Here is a 15,084-nt window from a genome sequence, read left to right as displayed (position 1 = left end):
ACGACGCGCTACAATGGCGGCTTTTACCGATCATGAGGTGTGCGCTTTGACTGCTCCAGGTGCTTTGAATTCCGCTGCTGGCTCGCTTTATGTGGTGGCGACGCCCATTGGCAACCTGGACGACATCAGTGCGCGTGCGCTGAAAATCCTGCGCGAGGTCGCCCTGATCGCCGCCGAAGATACCCGTCACTCTCAGCGATTGATGCAGCATTTCGGCATTCCTACACCGCTGGCAGCCTGTCATGAACACAATGAGCGGGATGAAGGTAGCCGCTTTATCACCCGCTTGCTCGCCGGCGACGATGTGGCGCTGATTTCAGATGCCGGCACGCCGTTGATTTCCGATCCGGGTTATCACCTTGTGCGTCAGGCTCGTGCTGCGGGTATCAATGTGGTGCCGGTTCCGGGCGCCTGCGCATTGATCGCAGCGTTGTCGGCGGCGGGGTTGCCGTCGGACCGTTTCATCTTCGAAGGCTTCCTGCCGGCCAAGGCTGTCGGTCGGCGCGCCCGTCTTGAGTTGGTAAAGGAAGAACCGCGCACGCTGATTTTTTATGAAGCCCCACACCGGATCCTTGAGTGTCTTCAAGACATGGAGTTGGTGTTTGGTGGTGAACGTCCGGCGTTGCTGGCGCGCGAGCTGACCAAGACTTTCGAAACCCTTAAAGGCTTGCCTCTGGCTGAGTTGCGCGAGTTCGTCGAGTCAGACAGCAATCAGCAGCGCGGTGAGTGCGTGGTGTTGGTGGCAGGTTGGTCTGCCCCCGAGACCGAGGACGCCGTCAGCAGTGAAGCGATGCGCATTCTGAATCTGTTGCTTGAAGAAATGCCGCTCAAGCGAGCCGCAGCGTTGGCGGCGCAAATTACCGGCGAGCGCAAGAATGTGCTCTATCAGGTCGCGCTGGATAAACAGAAGGGCGAGTAAAAACCGACGTGCAGGCGTAGCCCAAGGCGTTTAGCGCTTGTCCTTCAGCCGCTCTGCCGTTAATCTTCGCGGCGGAGAGTCGATCGGACAGTCGCTGCCCTCTATGAAAATTAGGGGGGGGAGGAAAGTCCGGGCTCCATAGGGCGAAGTGCCAGGTAATGCCTGGGAGGCGTGAGCCTACGGAAAGTGCCACAGAAAATAACCGCCTAAGCGCTTCGGCGCCGGTAAGGGTGAAAAGGTGCGGTAAGAGCGCACCGCACGTCTGGCAACAGTTCGTGGCTAGGTAAACCCCACTTGGAGCAAGACCAAATAGGGTCCCAAGGCGTGGCCCGCGCTGGGACCGGGTAGGTTGCTAAAGATGTCCAGTGATGGCCATCGTAGACGAATGACTGTTCAAGACAGAACCCGGCTTACAGATCGACTCTCCACCTTTTTCCCCTTCCCTGCTTTAATCATTGAGCAGGGCATCTGTAGTAGCAATTTCCCTCCTTACAGAATCAACAGCAGAAGCACTTTCCTAATACCGAAAAAATCTTACTCTTAACAAATTACTTTAACTTTCGAACGCAGCCTTCAGTGCTGATTCAAGTTATTGGGCAGGATGACACGTCAGATTCTCGCTACCCCTCCTTTTGCACTCCTAAATCTCAGTTCTGTAAGGGTTTTCCTTTAATCCGCGCCTTGACGGTGCGGTGGCCGCATTCCTATAGTGTGCACAAGTGGCGGAAAGTGGCATGAAGTGGGTTTTTTGAACTCAAAACGCTAGAATTTGGAGAAACGCTGTCGTGTTTCGCGGAGCTAACGCTATCAGTCTCGACGCAAAGGGCCGTCTCGCTATGCCGAGCCGGTACCGTGACGAGCTCGTTTCGCGTAGTTCCGGTCAGTTAATCGTCACAATTGATGCCGTTGATCCGTGTTTGTGTGTTTACCCCCTCGATGAGTGGGAAATTATTGAAACCAAACTGCGCACACTCCCTTCGTTTAGCGAAGAGAGCCGCCGCCTGCAACGTTTACTGATTGGTAATGCCGTCGACCTCGAGCTCGATGGCAGTGGTCGTTTTCTGGTTCCGCCGCGTCTTCGTGAATATGCCAAGTTGGATAAGCGCGCGATGTTGGTAGGCCAACTGAACAAGTTCCAATTGTGGGACGAGGATGCCTGGGATGCGGTTTCTGCCGCTGACCTGGCTGCCATTCAACAACCGGGCGCCATGCCTGATGAACTGCGTGATTTGATCCTGTGACTATTGATAGCGGCTTTAACCACATCACCGTACTGCTTGACGAAGCCGTGGAGGCTCTCGCCGTACGTCCTGATGGCTGCTATCTGGACGGTACGTTCGGGCGCGGCGGACACAGCCGGTTGATCCTCAGCCAGCTCGGTCCCGATGGTCGGGTGCTCGGATTCGACAAAGATCCTCAAGCGATTGCCACCGGGCAAACGCTAGCGGCCGAAGACGGCCGCTTTGTCGTTGTACAGCGCAGCTTTGCCGAGCTCGGTTCGGAAGTCGCCGAACGCGGCCTGGCCGGCAAGGTCAGCGGCGTTTTGCTCGACCTCGGCGTGTCCTCGCCGCAGCTCGACGACCCTGAGCGCGGCTTCAGTTTCCTCAATGATGGCCCGCTGGACATGCGCATGGACCCGTCCCGCGGGATCAGCGCTGCCGAATTCGTCAACACCGCCCCGGTGGAAGAAATCGCCCGGGTGTTCAAGCAATACGGCGAAGAACGTTTCTCCGGCCGGATGGCCCGTGCCGTGGCCGAGCGTCGCGACATCAAACCGTTCGAGCGCACTGCCGATCTGGCTGAAGTCCTGAAAGTCGCCAACCCTGCATGGGAAAAGGGCAAAAACCCGGCGACCCGTGCGTTCCAGGGCTTGCGTATTCACGTCAACAACGAACTGGGTGATCTGGAGGCCGGCCTCGAAGCCGCACTGGAATGCCTGGAAGTCGGCGGCCGCCTGGTGGTCATCAGCTTCCACTCGCTGGAAGACCGCATCGTCAAACTGTTCATGCGCAAACTGGTGAAAGGCGAAGCCGACAACTTGCCGCGCAACCTGCCGGTACGTCACGTTGCCTTCGAACCAATAATCAAAATCCATGGCAAAGCACAGTCCGCCTCCGAGGCCGAACTCAAAGCCAACCCACGTTCCCGTAGCGCCGTCATGCGCGTCGCGGAGAAGCTGCGGTGAGCAAGCTTTTCGCCAAGCCACTTCCCGGCGGAAGCTTTTTCATGCTGCTGTTGTTTATTGGCGTGCTCGTGTCAGCGATCGGCGTTTCCTACAGTGCCCACTGGAACCGTCAACTGCTGAACTCGCTGTATAACGAGTTGAGCGTGCGCGACAAGGCGCAAGCGGAATGGGGCCGTTTGATTCTCGAACAGAGCACCTGGACCGCCCACAGCCGTATCGAAGTCCTGGCGACCGAGCAACTGAAGATGCGCATTCCTGGCGCCGCTGAAGTGCAGATGGTGGCGCCATGATGAAACTCGAGGGCGCACTCTTTCCATGGCGGTTCCGCCTGGTGCTGGGTTTGCTCGGCGTCATGGTCGCGGCGATTGCCTGGCGCATTATCGATCTGCAGGTGGTCGACCGTGCCTTTCTTAAAGGTCAGGGCGATGCGCGCAGCGTTCGTCATATCCCGATTCCGGCTCACCGTGGTCTGATTACCGACCGTAACGGCGAGCCTTTGGCCGTGAGTACCCCAGTCACCACCCTTTGGGCCAATGCAAAGGAAATGCAAACGGCCAAAGAGAAGTGGCCTGCACTGGCGGCTGCCTTGGGGCAGGACCCGAAAGCCCTGGCCGAACGTCTCGAGGCTCAAGCAAATAAAGAATTCATCTACCTGGTGCGCGGGCTGACCCCCGAACAGGGCCAGTCCGTGCTCGATCTGAAAGTGCCGGGCGTTTATGGCATCGAAGAATTTCGTCGTTTCTACCCGGCCGGTGAAGTCACTGCCCATATGGTCGGTTTTACCGACATCGATGACCACGGTCGTGAAGGCGTCGAGCTGGCCTACGACGAATGGCTGGCCGGGGTCCCCGGCAAGCGACAGGTGATCAAGGATCGGCGTGGCCGACTTATCAAGGATGTTCAGGTCACCAAAAACGCCAAGGCCGGAAAGCCCTTGGCGTTGTCCATTGACCTGCGCCTGCAATACCTGGCCAACCGTGAGTTGCGTAACGCGATCATCGAGAACGGCGCCAAGGCTGGCAGCCTGGTGATCATGGACGTGAAGAGCGGCGAGATCCTCGCCATGGTCAACCAGCCGACCTACAACCCGAACAACCGTCGCAACCTGCAACCGGCGATGATGCGTAACCGCGCGATGATCGACGTGTTCGAACCGGGCTCGACGATGAAAGCGATTTCCATGAGCGCCGCGATTGAAACCGGGCGCTGGAAGCCGAGTGATACTGTCGAGGTGTACCCGGGCACCTTGCAGATTGGTAAATACACCATCAAGGACGTATCCAAGAGCGAAGGTCCGGTGCTCGACCTGACCGGCATCCTGATCAACTCCAGTAACGTCGGCATGAGTAAGGTCGCCTTCGATATCGGCGGCGAAACGATTTTCCGTCTGGCGCAAAAAGTAGGCCTCGGCCAGGACACCGGCCTGGGCTTCCCGGGCGAGCGCGTCGGCAACCTGCCGAACTACCGCGAATGGCGCAAGGCTGAAACCGCCACGCTGTCCTACGGCTACGGTATCTCGGTGACCGCGATCCAGTTGGTCCACGCCTTCTCGGCCCTGGCCAACAACGGTCGTCTTGCGCCGTTGACCCTGATCAAAACCGACAAACCACCGCAAACCACACAGGTATTGCCGGAAGCGGTCGCGAAAACCATGCAAGGCATGCTGACCCAAGTGATCGAAGCCCCGCGCGGTGTGTTCCGTGCGCAGGTGCCGGCGTATCACGTGGCCGGCAAGTCGGGTACTGCGCGTAAGACTTCGGTGGGCACCAAAGGCTATGCCGAGAATTCCTACCGTTCGCTGTTCGCCGGCTTCGGCCCGATGAGCGATCCGCGTTACGCAATCGTGGTGGTGATCGATGAGCCGACCAAGGCCGGTTACTTCGGTGGTCTGGTATCGGCGCCGGTGTTCAGCAAAGTGATGTCCGGGACCCTGCGCCTGATGAACATCACCCCGGACAACCTGCCACCTACTCAACAAGCGAACGCAGCACCGGTCGTTCCGCTGAAAGCCAATGGAGGGCGCGGCTGATGTCTCTGAGTCTGAACAAGATTTTCGCCCACGCCGGCCGCGATCTGTTGATCCGCGAACTGACCCTGGACAGCCGCAACGTGCGGGCTGGCGATCTGTTTCTCGCCGTCCCTGGCGGCAAATTCGACGGTCGCGCACACATTGCCGATGCCCTGCAGCGCGGCGCTGCCGCTGTGGCGTATGAAGTCGAAGGCGCGACCGTATTGCCGATTACCGATGTTCCGCTGATTCCAGTCAAAGGCTTGGCGGCGCAGCTGTCGGACATCGCCGGGCGTTTTTACGGTGACCCTAGTCGTCACCTGAACCTGATCGGCGTGACCGGCACCAACGGCAAAACCAGCGTGACGCAGTTGGTTGCGCAAGCCTTGGATTTACTCGGCCAGCACTGCGGCATCGTCGGCACGTTGGGTACCGGTTTTTACGGCGCACTCGAAAGCGGCTTGCACACCACGCCGAACCCGATCGCCGTGCAAGCGACCCTCGCTGACCTGAAAAAGGCCGGTGCCAAAGCCGTCGCCATGGAAGTTTCTTCCCACGGTCTGGATCAGGGCCGCGTGACCGCACTGGCGTTCGATGTGGCGGTGATGACCAACCTGTCCCGCGATCACCTGGATTACCACGGCACGATGCAAGCCTACGGTGAAGCCAAGGCCAAGCTGTTTGCCTGGAACGATTTGAAGTGCCGGGTGGTTAACCTCGACGACGAATTCGGCCGCGAACTGGCAGCCGATAAACGCGAGTCGCGCTTGATCACCTACAGCCTGGAAGACTCCAGTGCCTACCTTTATTGCCGTGAAGCGCAGTTCGATGACGAAGGCGTGCGCGCCACGTTGGTCACGCCGCAGGGTGAGCATCATCTGCGCAGCACCTTGCTCGGTCGCTTCAACCTGAGCAACGTGCTGGCCGCGGTCGGCGCCTTGCTGGGTCTGGACTACGCGCTGGACGAAATCCTCAAGGTCCTGCCAAAACTCGAAGGTCCGGCCGGACGCATGCAGCGCCTCGGCGGCGGTACTCAGCCGCTGGTAGTGGTCGATTACGCCCACACCCCGGATGCGCTGGAAAAAGTCTTGATGGCCCTGCGACCTCACGCCAAAGGCCGTTTGCTGTGCCTGTTTGGTTGTGGTGGTGATCGCGATCGCGGCAAGCGCCCGCTCATGGCAGAAGTGGTCGAGCGTCTGGCTGACAGCGTGCTGGTGACCGATGACAACCCGCGCACCGAAGACCCGGCAGTAATCTTCGACGACATCCGCGCCGGTTTTACCGCTGTGGATAAAGTCACCTTCGTCGCTGGCCGTGGCCAGGCGATTGCCCAATTGATCGCCAGCGCTTCGGCGGATGACGTGATTGTCCTGGCCGGTAAAGGTCACGAGGACTATCAGGAAATCAACGGCCAGCGTCACGCGTTCTCCGATCTGGTCGAGGCCGATCACGCCTTGACTGCGTGGGAGGTGGCCCATGCTTAAAGCCCTGAAACTGAGCGAACTGACCGGCGCGCTGAATGCCTGCCTGGTCACTGCCGATGCCAGCTTCGACGGCGTCAGCATCGACAGCCGCGCGATCAAACCAGGCCAACTCTTTATTGCCCTGACCGGCCCGCGTTTCGATGGCCATGACTATCTCAATGACGTCGCCGCAAAAGGCGCCGTAGCGGCGTTGGTCGAGCGCGAAGTCGCCGACAGCACACTGCCGCAATTGCTGGTGAAAGATACTCGTCAGGCGCTGGGGCAACTCGGCGCGTTGAACCGTGCGGCTTACACCCATCCTGTCGCAGCGATCACCGGTTCCAGCGGCAAAACCACGGTCAAGGAAATGCTCGCCAGCATCCTGCGCACGCGCGGTCCGGTTCTGGCGACCCGTGGCAACCTGAACAACGACCTCGGCGTCCCGCTGACCCTGCTCGAACTCGCGCCGGAACATACCTCCGCCGTCATCGAACTCGGTGCATCGCGTCTCGGCGAAATTGCCTACACCGTCGGCATGACCAAGCCTCATGTGGCCGTGCTCAACAACGCCGGGACCGCCCACGTCGGCGAGTTCGGCGGGCCGGAAAAAATCGTTGAAGCCAAGGGCGAGATCATTGAAGGGCTGGATGCCGATGGCGTCGCCGTTCTCAATCTTGACGACAAGGCGTTCGGCATCTGGAAGACCCGCGCTGCCGGTCGCAAAGTGCTGACCTTCGCCCTGAGCAATGTCAGCGCCGATTTCTACGCCAGCGATCTGGACCGCGACGCTCGCGGTTGCCCGGCGTTCAACCTGCACAGTCCTGAAGGTATGGAGCGCGTTCAACTGAACCTGCTCGGCACCCATAACGTCGCCAATGCCATGGCCGCCGCCGCCGCCGCCCATGCGCTGGGCGTGTCGCTGTTCGGCATCGCCACCGGTCTGGGCGCGGTGCAACCGGTCAAGGGCCGCACCGTTGCGCAACTGGCCAGCAATGGCATGCGCGTGATCGATGACACCTACAACGCGAACCCCACCTCCATGTGCGCCGCCGTTGATATACTCGCCGGCTTTTCCGGCCGCACCGTTCTGGTGCTCGGGGATATCGGCGAGTTGGGCGATTGGGCGGAGCAGGGGCACCGCGATGTGGGCGAGTACGCCCGCGGCAAGGTTTCCGCGCTTTACGCTGTCGGGCCAATGATGACTCACGCCGTGAACGCTTTCGGTCCACAGGCCTTTCACTTCAGCACTCAGGCTGAACTGATCAAGGCCCTGGGCGCCGAGCAAGACACAAACACCACCATTTTGATCAAGGGCTCGCGCAGCGCTGCGATGGAAAACATCGTCGCCGCTTTGTGCGGGGCCAGCCTGGAGAAACATTAATGCTGCTGCTGCTAGCGGAGTATCTGCAACAGTTCTACAAAGGCTTCGCGGTCTTTCAGTACCTGACCCTGCGCGGGATTCTCGGTGTGCTGACCGCGTTGGTTTTGTCGCTGTGCTATGGCCCGTGGATGATCCGCACTTTGCAGAACCGTCAGATCGGTCAGTCCGTTCGCAACGACGGTCCACAATCGCACCTGTCCAAGTCGGGCACCCCGACCATGGGTGGCGCGCTGATTCTGTCGTCCATCGGCGTCAGTACTTTGCTTTGGGCTGACCTGACCAACCGTTACGTGTGGACCGTGCTGCTGGTGACTTTGCTGTTCGGCGCGATCGGCTGGGTCGACGATTACCGCAAAGTGATCGAGAAGAACTCCCGTGGCTTGCCAAGCCGCTGGAAGTACTTCTGGCAATCGGTATTCGGCCTGGGCGCCGCGATCTTCCTTTATATGACCGCAGCGACACCGGTGGAAACCACCCTGATTTTGCCGATGCTCAAGGACCACAGTATTCCGCTGGGCATAGGTTTCATTGTCCTGACTTACTTCGTGATTGTCGGCTCGAGCAACGCGGTCAACCTGACTGACGGCCTCGACGGTCTGGCGATCATGCCCACCGTCATGGTCGGCGGCGGGTTGGGAATTTTCTGCTACCTGTCGGGTAACGTGAAATTCGCTGAATACCTGCTGATCCCGTATGTCCCGGGCGCAGGCGAGTTGATCGTGTTCTGCGGCGCCTTGATCGGCGCGGGTCTCGGGTTCCTCTGGTTCAACACCTATCCGGCACAAGTCTTCATGGGCGACGTCGGCGCACTGGCGCTGGGCGCGGCACTGGGCACCATTGCGGTGATCGTCCGTCAGGAAATCGTCCTGTTCATCATGGGCGGTGTGTTCGTGATGGAGACCCTGTCAGTCGTCATTCAGGTTGCTTCCTTTAAGCTCACCGGTCGCCGTGTGTTCCGCATGGCACCGATTCACCACCACTTTGAACTCAAGGGCTGGCCCGAGCCACGCGTGATCGTCCGTTTCTGGATCATCACCGTGATTCTCGTGCTGGTTGGCCTTGCCACCCTGAAGCTGAGGTAGAACGAGTGTCTCTGATCGCTTCTGACCACTTCCGCATCGTTGTCGGCCTCGGCAAGAGCGGCATGTCCCTGGTTCGCTTCCTGGCGAACCGGGGCACGTCGTTTGCTGTCGCTGATACGCGGGAAAATCCACCGGAACTGGCCACGCTCAAGCGTGACTATCCGCACGTGGAAGTGCGTTGTGGCGAGCTGGACGTCGAATTCCTGTGCCGCGCCGACGAGCTCTACGTGAGCCCCGGCCTGGCGCTGGCGACCCCGGCCCTGCAGGCTGCCGCCGCCCGTGGCGTGAAATTGTCCGGTGACATCGAGCTGTTCGCGCGTAACGCGAAGGCGCCGATCGTCGCCATCAGCGGTTCCAACGCGAAAAGCACCGTCACCACGCTGGTGGGCGAGATGGCAGCAGCGGCCGGCAAGCGTGTCGCCGTTGGCGGCAACCTCGGCACGCCGGCGCTGGACCTGCTCAGCGACGACGTCGAGTTGTACGTGATGGAACTGTCGAGCTTCCAGCTCGAAACCACCGATCAACTCAACGCCGAAGTGGCGACCGTGCTCAACGTCAGCGAAGACCACATGGACCGCTACAGCGGTCTGCCGGCTTATCACCTGGCCAAGCACCGGATCTTCCGGGGTGCCAAGCAGTTTGTGGTCAACCGTCAGGATGCCCTGAGCCGTCCGCTGATTGGCGAAGGTCAGCCATGCTGGACCTTCGGTTTGAGCAAGCCTGATTTCAAGGCATTCGGTATCCGCGAAGAAGACGGCGAGAAGTACCTGGCCTTCGAGTTCCAGAACCTGATGCCGGTGCGCGAATTGAAAATTCGCGGTGCCCATAACCAGTCCAACGCCCTGGCGGCATTGGCCCTGGGCCATGCTGTTGGCTTGCCGTTCGACGCCATGCTGTCGAGCCTGCGCACTTTCGCCGGGCTTGAGCATCGCTGCCAATGGATCCGCGACCTGAATGGCGTGAGCTACTACAACGATTCCAAAGCCACCAACGTCGGCGCCGCACTGGCGGCCATCGAAGGCCTGGGCGCGGACATCGACGGCAAGGTCGTGCTGATCGCCGGTGGCGATGGCAAGGGCGCCGAGTTCAATGATCTGCGTGACCCGGTGGCGGCCAACTGCCGCGCCGTGATCCTGATGGGCCGCGACTCCGACAAGATCGGTGAGGCCATTGGCGATGCCGTGCCGCTGATCCGCGCCGCTTCGCTGATCGAAGCAGTCGAGCAGTGCCGCGCCGCTGCGCAACCGGGCGACGTCGTGCTGCTGTCGCCCGCCTGCGCCAGTTTCGACATGTTCAAGAATTACGAAGATCGTGGTCACCAGTTCGTCCGCGCTGTGGAGGATCTGGTATGAACCTGATGAACATCATCAAGCCTTATCCGTCGCCGATCATCACCGGGCGCGGCATCGACCTCGACTTCCCGATGCTCGCCGGCTGCCTTGCATTGATCGGCCTCGGGCTGGTCATGATTGCATCGGCATCGACCGAAGTGGCTGCGGTGCAGTCGGGCAGTGCCCTGTATTACATGATTCGCCACCTTATCTACATTGTGCTGGGCCTGGGTGCCTGCATCGTCACCATGATGATTCCGATCGCCACCTGGCAACGCCTGGGCTGGCTGATGTTGATTGGTGCGTTCGGTTTGCTGGTGATGGTGATCATCCCGGGGATCGGCCGTGAAGTGAACGGTTCGATGCGCTGGATCGGCTTCAGTTTCTTCAACGTTCAGCCTTCCGAGATCGCCAAGGTGTTCGTGGTGATCTACCTCGCCGGTTATCTGGTGCGTCGCCAGAAAGAAGTGCGTGAAAGCTGGATGGGCTTCTTCAAGCCGTTCATCGTTCTGCTGCCAATGGCGGGGCTGTTGCTGATGGAGCCGGACTTCGGCGCCACCGTTGTAATGATGGGCGCCGCGGCGGCGATGCTGTTCCTCGGCGGGGTCGGGCTGTTCCGTTTTTCCTTGATGGTTGTCCTGGCGGTCGCGGCGGTGGTGTTGTTGATTCAAGTGCAGCCGTATCGAATGGCGCGCCTGACCAACTTTGCGGATCCGTGGGCCGACCAGTTCGGTGCCGGCTATCAGTTGTCTCAAGCGTTGATCGCTTTTGGTCGCGGCGAATGGCTGGGCGTTGGCCTGGGCAACAGCGTGCAGAAACAGTTCTACCTGCCGGAAGCCCATACCGACTTCGTGTTCTCGGTACTGGCCGAAGAGCTGGGTGCCGTGGGTTCTTTGTGCACGGTGGCGCTGTTCGTCTTTGTCTGTATTCGTGGCATGTACATCGGTTACTGGGCCGAGAAGGCCAAGCAGTTCTTCGCCGCCTACATCGCGTACGGCCTGTCGTTCCTGTGGATCGGCCAGTTCCTGATCAACATCGGGGTAAACGTCGGCCTGCTGCCGACCAAAGGTCTGACCCTTCCGTTCCTCAGTTATGGCGGCAGTTCATTGGTGATCTGCGGTGCCTGTCTCGGCTTGTTGCTGCGCATTGAGTGGGAGAGTCGAACCCACCTGGGCAGTGAAGAGACGGAGTTCCATGAGAGCGACTTCGCCGAGGACTCAACCCATGGGCGCTAACGTGCTGATCATGGCGGGCGGCACCGGTGGCCACGTGTTCCCGGCGCTGGCCTGTGCTCGCGAATTCCAGGCCCGTGGTTACACCGTGCATTGGCTCGGGACCCCTCGTGGCATCGAGAACGATCTGGTCCCGGTGGCCGGCATCGAATTGCATCGGATCAATGCCAGCGGATTGCGTGGCAAGGGCAAATTGTCCCTGCTCAAGGCGCCGTTCATGTTGCTCAAGTCGATCTGGCAGGCACGGGCGATCATTCGCCGACTGCGGCCGGTGTGTGTCGTCGGCTTTGGTGGTTATGTGACCGGTCCTGGTGGCGTTGCAGCCAAACTGGCCGGTGTGCCGGTGATCGTTCATGAACAGAATGCCGTGGCCGGTACCGCCAATCGGTTGCTGGTGCCGTTGGCCGCCCGAGTCTGTGAAGCGTTCCCCGACACCTTTACCCTGTCGGGCAGCCGTCGGACCACCGGTAACCCGGTGCGCACCGAGCTGTTCCTCGAAACACCGCGACAGGCTCTGGCCGGTCGCAAGGCGCGTTTGCTGATCCTGGGTGGAAGCCTGGGCGCAGAACCGTTGAACAAGTTGCTGCCTGAAGCCCTGTCGCAAGTCGCCCCCGACCTGCGCCCGGAAGTATTCCATCAGGCCGGCAAAAACCACGATGAAGTGACTGCAGAGCGCTATCGCTCGGCTGGCGTCGAGGCGCAAGTGCAGCCTTTCATCAAAGACATGGCCCAAGCCTATGGCTGGGCCGACCTGGTGGTGTGCCGCGCAGGCGCGTTGACCATCAGTGAACTGGCCGCCGCCGGTCTGCCCTCGATGCTGGTGCCATTGCCCCACGCGATCGACGATCACCAGACCCGCAACGCCGATTATTTGGCCCGTGAAGGCGCTGCCTTCCTGATGCCGCAAAGAACGACTGGCGCAGCGGATCTTGCCGCACGCCTGACAGAGGTCCTGATGCAACCACAACGACTGACCGACATGGCCGCCGCGGCACGCCGCCTGGCCAAACCCGATGCCACCCGTAACGTGGTCGATACCTGCCTGGAGGTGGCCCATGGTTGAGAATCAGAAAGCCATGCCGCAACCGGAAATGCGCCGCATCCGTCGCATCCACTTCGTTGGAATCGGCGGCGTGGGCATGTGCGGTATCGCCGAAGTGTTGTTGAACCTGGGCTATGAAGTGTCCGGTTCCGACCTGAAAGCTTCGCCGGTGACCGAGCGTCTCGAGTCCTTCGGTGCCCAGATCTTTATCGGCCACCGGGCCGAGAACGCCGCGAACGCCGATGTGCTGGTCACCTCCAGTGCCGTGAACACGTCCAATCCGGAAGTCGCCACTGCCCTGGAACGCCGCATTCCGGTGGTGCCTCGCGCTGAAATGCTGGCTGAGCTGATGCGCTACCGCCACGGCATCGCCGTCGCCGGTACCCATGGCAAAACCACGACCACCAGCCTGATCGCTTCGGTGTTTGCCGCCGGTGGCCTGGACCCGACATTCGTGATCGGTGGCCGTCTGAATGCCGCGGGCACTAATGCCCAGCTCGGCACCAGCCGTTACCTGATCGCCGAAGCTGACGAAAGCGACGCCAGCTTCCTGCACTTGCAGCCGCTGGTGGCCGTGGTCACCAACATCGACGCCGACCACATGGCGACCTACGACGGTGACTTCAACAAACTGAAGAAAACCTTCGTCGAGTTCCTCCACAACCTGCCGTTCTATGGTTTGGCGGTGGTGTGCCTGGACGATCCGGTGGTGCGTGAAATCCTTCCGCTGGTGAAACGCCCGACGGTCACCTATGGCTTCGGCGATGACTGCGACGTGCGCGCCATCAATGTGCGCCAGCAAGGCATGCAGACCTTCTTCACCGTGCTGCGCCCTGATCGCGATCCGCTGGATGTCTCGGTGAACATGCCGGGCAACCACAACGTGTTGAACGCACTGGCCACCATCTGCATCGCCACCGATGAAGGCGTCAGCGATGAAGCCATCGTCCAGGGCCTGTCCGGGTTCCAGGGTGTCGGCCGACGCTTCCAGGTCTACGGCGAACTGCCGGTAGAAGGCGGCAACGTGATGCTGGTCGACGACTACGGCCACCACCCGACCGAAGTCGCCGCGGTCATCAAAGCCGTGCGCGGTGGCTGGCCGGAACGCCGTCTGGTGATGGTCTACCAGCCGCACCGTTACAGTCGGACTCGCGACCTGTACGACGATTTCGTCAATGTATTGGCCGACGCCAACGTCCTGCTGTTGATGGAAGTCTACCCAGCCGGTGAAGAACCGATCCCGGGCGCCGACAGCCGCAAGCTGTGCAACAGCATCCGTCAGCGCGGTCAGCTCGACCCGATCTACATCGAGCGCGGTGTTGACCTCGCGCCCATCGTCAAGCCGCTGCTGCGTGCTGGCGACATCCTGCTGTGCCAGGGCGCCGGTGACATCGGTGGTCTTGCACCGAAATTGTTGAAAAGTCCGTTATTCGCTGGCGCCGTTGCTGCGCCGAGCGTGGGGAAGTTGAAATGACTGCTGCGTACGCCAACCTCGTCTCCACCATTGCACCGAAAGATTTCGGCCGCGTCGCCGTGCTGTTCGGCGGCAAGAGTGCCGAGCGTGAGGTTTCCCTGAAGTCGGGTAACGCGGTTCTCGACGCGCTGCTAAGCGCCGGTGTGGACGCGTTTGGTCTCGACGTTGGCGATGATCTTTTGCAGCGTCTGCTGAACGAAAAAATCGATCTCGCCTTCATCATTCTCCACGGCCGTGGCGGTGAAGACGGCAGCATGCAGGGCCTGCTGGAATGCCTGGGTATTCCGTACACCGGCAGCGGCATTCTTGCTTCCGCGCTAGCCATGGACAAGCTGCGCACCAAACAGGTCTGGCACAGCCTCGGTATTCCGACGCCACGCCATGCCGTACTGAGTTCTGAGGCCGATTGTATTTCGGCGGCGACGGAACTGGGCTTCCCTTTGATCGTCAAACCGGCCCATGAAGGTTCAAGTATCGGGATGGCCAAAGTGACCTCCGCGTCGGAGTTGATCGACGCGTGGAAAGCGGCCAGTGCCTACGATTCGCAAGTGTTGGTTGAGCAATGGATTCAAGGTCCGGAGTTCACCATCGCCACCCTGCGTGACCAGGTGTTGCCACCGATTGCCCTGGGCACGACGCACAGTTTCTACGACTACGACGCCAAGTACGTGGCTTCCGATACCCAGTACCGGATTCCGTGTGGCCTGGACAGCAGCAAAGAAAAAGAACTGATGGACCTCACGGCGAAAGCCTGTGAGGCGCTGGGTATCGCCGGTTGGGGCAGGGCTGACGTGATGCAGGACGCCGACGGGCAGTTCTGGTTCCTGGAAGTCAATACCGCACCGGGCATGACCGATCACAGTCTGGTGCCGATGGCAGCTCGTGCTGCCGGTCTGGATTTCCAGCAACTGGTTTTGGCGATTTTGGCCGCTAGCGTTGCCAATAATGTTGAGCCGCGAGGTTAAGA

13 protein-coding genes and 1 other RNA gene are annotated in these 15,084 nt (G+C 60.4%); all 14 read left to right on the top strand.

All coding sequences use genetic code 11. The features are described from left to right. Positions 1-13 precede the first annotated feature (13 nt). The 14 genes from rsmI (at position 14) to ACA059_RS26375 (ending at position 15,082) form a co-directional block, all read left to right on the top strand. Entirely contained in the window at positions 14-919 is a 906-nt protein-coding gene (gene rsmI, locus ACA059_RS26440) for a 16S rRNA (cytidine(1402)-2'-O)-methyltransferase (protein WP_161990822.1), read from the top strand. Positions 920-994: 75 nt separating this feature from the next. Next, positions 995-1,348: RNase P RNA component class A (gene rnpB / locus ACA059_RS26435), an RNA gene on the top strand. A 356-nt stretch (positions 1,349-1,704) separates the two neighbouring features. Further along, the gene (mraZ, locus tag ACA059_RS26430; RefSeq protein ID WP_095130472.1) at positions 1,705-2,160 is read left to right on the top strand and encodes a division/cell wall cluster transcriptional repressor MraZ; all 456 of its coding nucleotides are present in this window, start codon (positions 1,705-1,707) and stop codon (positions 2,158-2,160) included. Then, complete coding sequence (gene rsmH / locus ACA059_RS26425; RefSeq protein ID WP_008147489.1) at positions 2,157-3,104, top strand: 16S rRNA (cytosine(1402)-N(4))-methyltransferase RsmH; 948 nt, start codon at positions 2,157-2,159, stop codon at positions 3,102-3,104. The genes mraZ and rsmH overlap by 4 nt, the downstream gene beginning before the upstream one ends. Next, complete coding sequence (ftsL, locus tag ACA059_RS26420; RefSeq protein ID WP_003205353.1) at positions 3,101-3,394, top strand: cell division protein FtsL; 294 nt, start codon at positions 3,101-3,103, stop codon at positions 3,392-3,394. The genes rsmH and ftsL overlap by 4 nt, the downstream gene beginning before the upstream one ends. Continuing rightward, positions 3,394-5,133 (top strand): peptidoglycan D,D-transpeptidase FtsI family protein, encoded by a 1,740-nt coding sequence (locus ACA059_RS26415; RefSeq protein WP_497634734.1) that lies wholly within the window; start codon positions 3,394-3,396, stop codon positions 5,131-5,133. Before ftsL ends, ACA059_RS26415 begins: the two co-directional genes overlap by 1 nt. Further along, a complete protein-coding gene (locus ACA059_RS26410) occupies positions 5,133-6,596 on the top strand; it encodes a UDP-N-acetylmuramoyl-L-alanyl-D-glutamate--2,6-diaminopimelate ligase (RefSeq protein ID WP_497631546.1) in 1,464 nt (487 codons plus the stop codon). Before ACA059_RS26415 ends, ACA059_RS26410 begins: the two co-directional genes overlap by 1 nt. Beyond that, positions 6,589-7,956 (top strand): UDP-N-acetylmuramoyl-tripeptide--D-alanyl-D-alanine ligase, encoded by a 1,368-nt coding sequence (locus ACA059_RS26405; protein WP_497631545.1) that lies wholly within the window; start codon positions 6,589-6,591, stop codon positions 7,954-7,956. The genes ACA059_RS26410 and ACA059_RS26405 overlap by 8 nt, the downstream gene beginning before the upstream one ends. Then, entirely contained in the window at positions 7,956-9,038 is a 1,083-nt protein-coding gene (gene mraY, locus ACA059_RS26400) for a phospho-N-acetylmuramoyl-pentapeptide-transferase (protein ID WP_223429671.1), read from the top strand. The genes ACA059_RS26405 and mraY overlap by 1 nt, the downstream gene beginning before the upstream one ends. Before the next feature lie 5 nt (positions 9,039-9,043). Continuing rightward, positions 9,044-10,390, top strand: coding sequence for a UDP-N-acetylmuramoyl-L-alanine--D-glutamate ligase (gene murD, locus ACA059_RS26395; protein WP_282481407.1), 1,347 nt, complete (start codon positions 9,044-9,046; stop codon positions 10,388-10,390). Continuing rightward, positions 10,387-11,604 carry a putative lipid II flippase FtsW gene (gene ftsW / locus ACA059_RS26390; RefSeq protein WP_497631544.1) on the top strand — a complete coding sequence of 406 codons (1,218 nt, stop codon included), beginning with the start codon at positions 10,387-10,389 and terminating at the stop codon, positions 11,602-11,604. The genes murD and ftsW overlap by 4 nt, the downstream gene beginning before the upstream one ends. Continuing rightward, complete coding sequence (gene murG / locus ACA059_RS26385) at positions 11,594-12,664, top strand: undecaprenyldiphospho-muramoylpentapeptide beta-N-acetylglucosaminyltransferase (protein ID WP_497631543.1); 1,071 nt, start codon at positions 11,594-11,596, stop codon at positions 12,662-12,664. The genes ftsW and murG overlap by 11 nt, the downstream gene beginning before the upstream one ends. After that, positions 12,657-14,117 (top strand): UDP-N-acetylmuramate--L-alanine ligase, encoded by a 1,461-nt coding sequence (gene murC, locus ACA059_RS26380; protein WP_282481405.1) that lies wholly within the window; start codon positions 12,657-12,659, stop codon positions 14,115-14,117. The genes murG and murC overlap by 8 nt, the downstream gene beginning before the upstream one ends. Further along, positions 14,114-15,082: a D-alanine--D-alanine ligase gene (locus ACA059_RS26375; protein WP_497631542.1), complete on the top strand. Its 969-nt coding sequence runs from the start codon at positions 14,114-14,116 to the stop codon at positions 15,080-15,082. The genes murC and ACA059_RS26375 overlap by 4 nt, the downstream gene beginning before the upstream one ends. The last annotated feature ends 2 nt before the right edge of the window (positions 15,083-15,084 follow it).

It is taken from the genome of Pseudomonas sp. LBUM1647 (genome assembly GCF_059716175.1).
The sequence above is the reverse complement of the archived record's forward strand: the minus strand, read 5'-3'. Positions and strand labels throughout refer to the sequence as shown.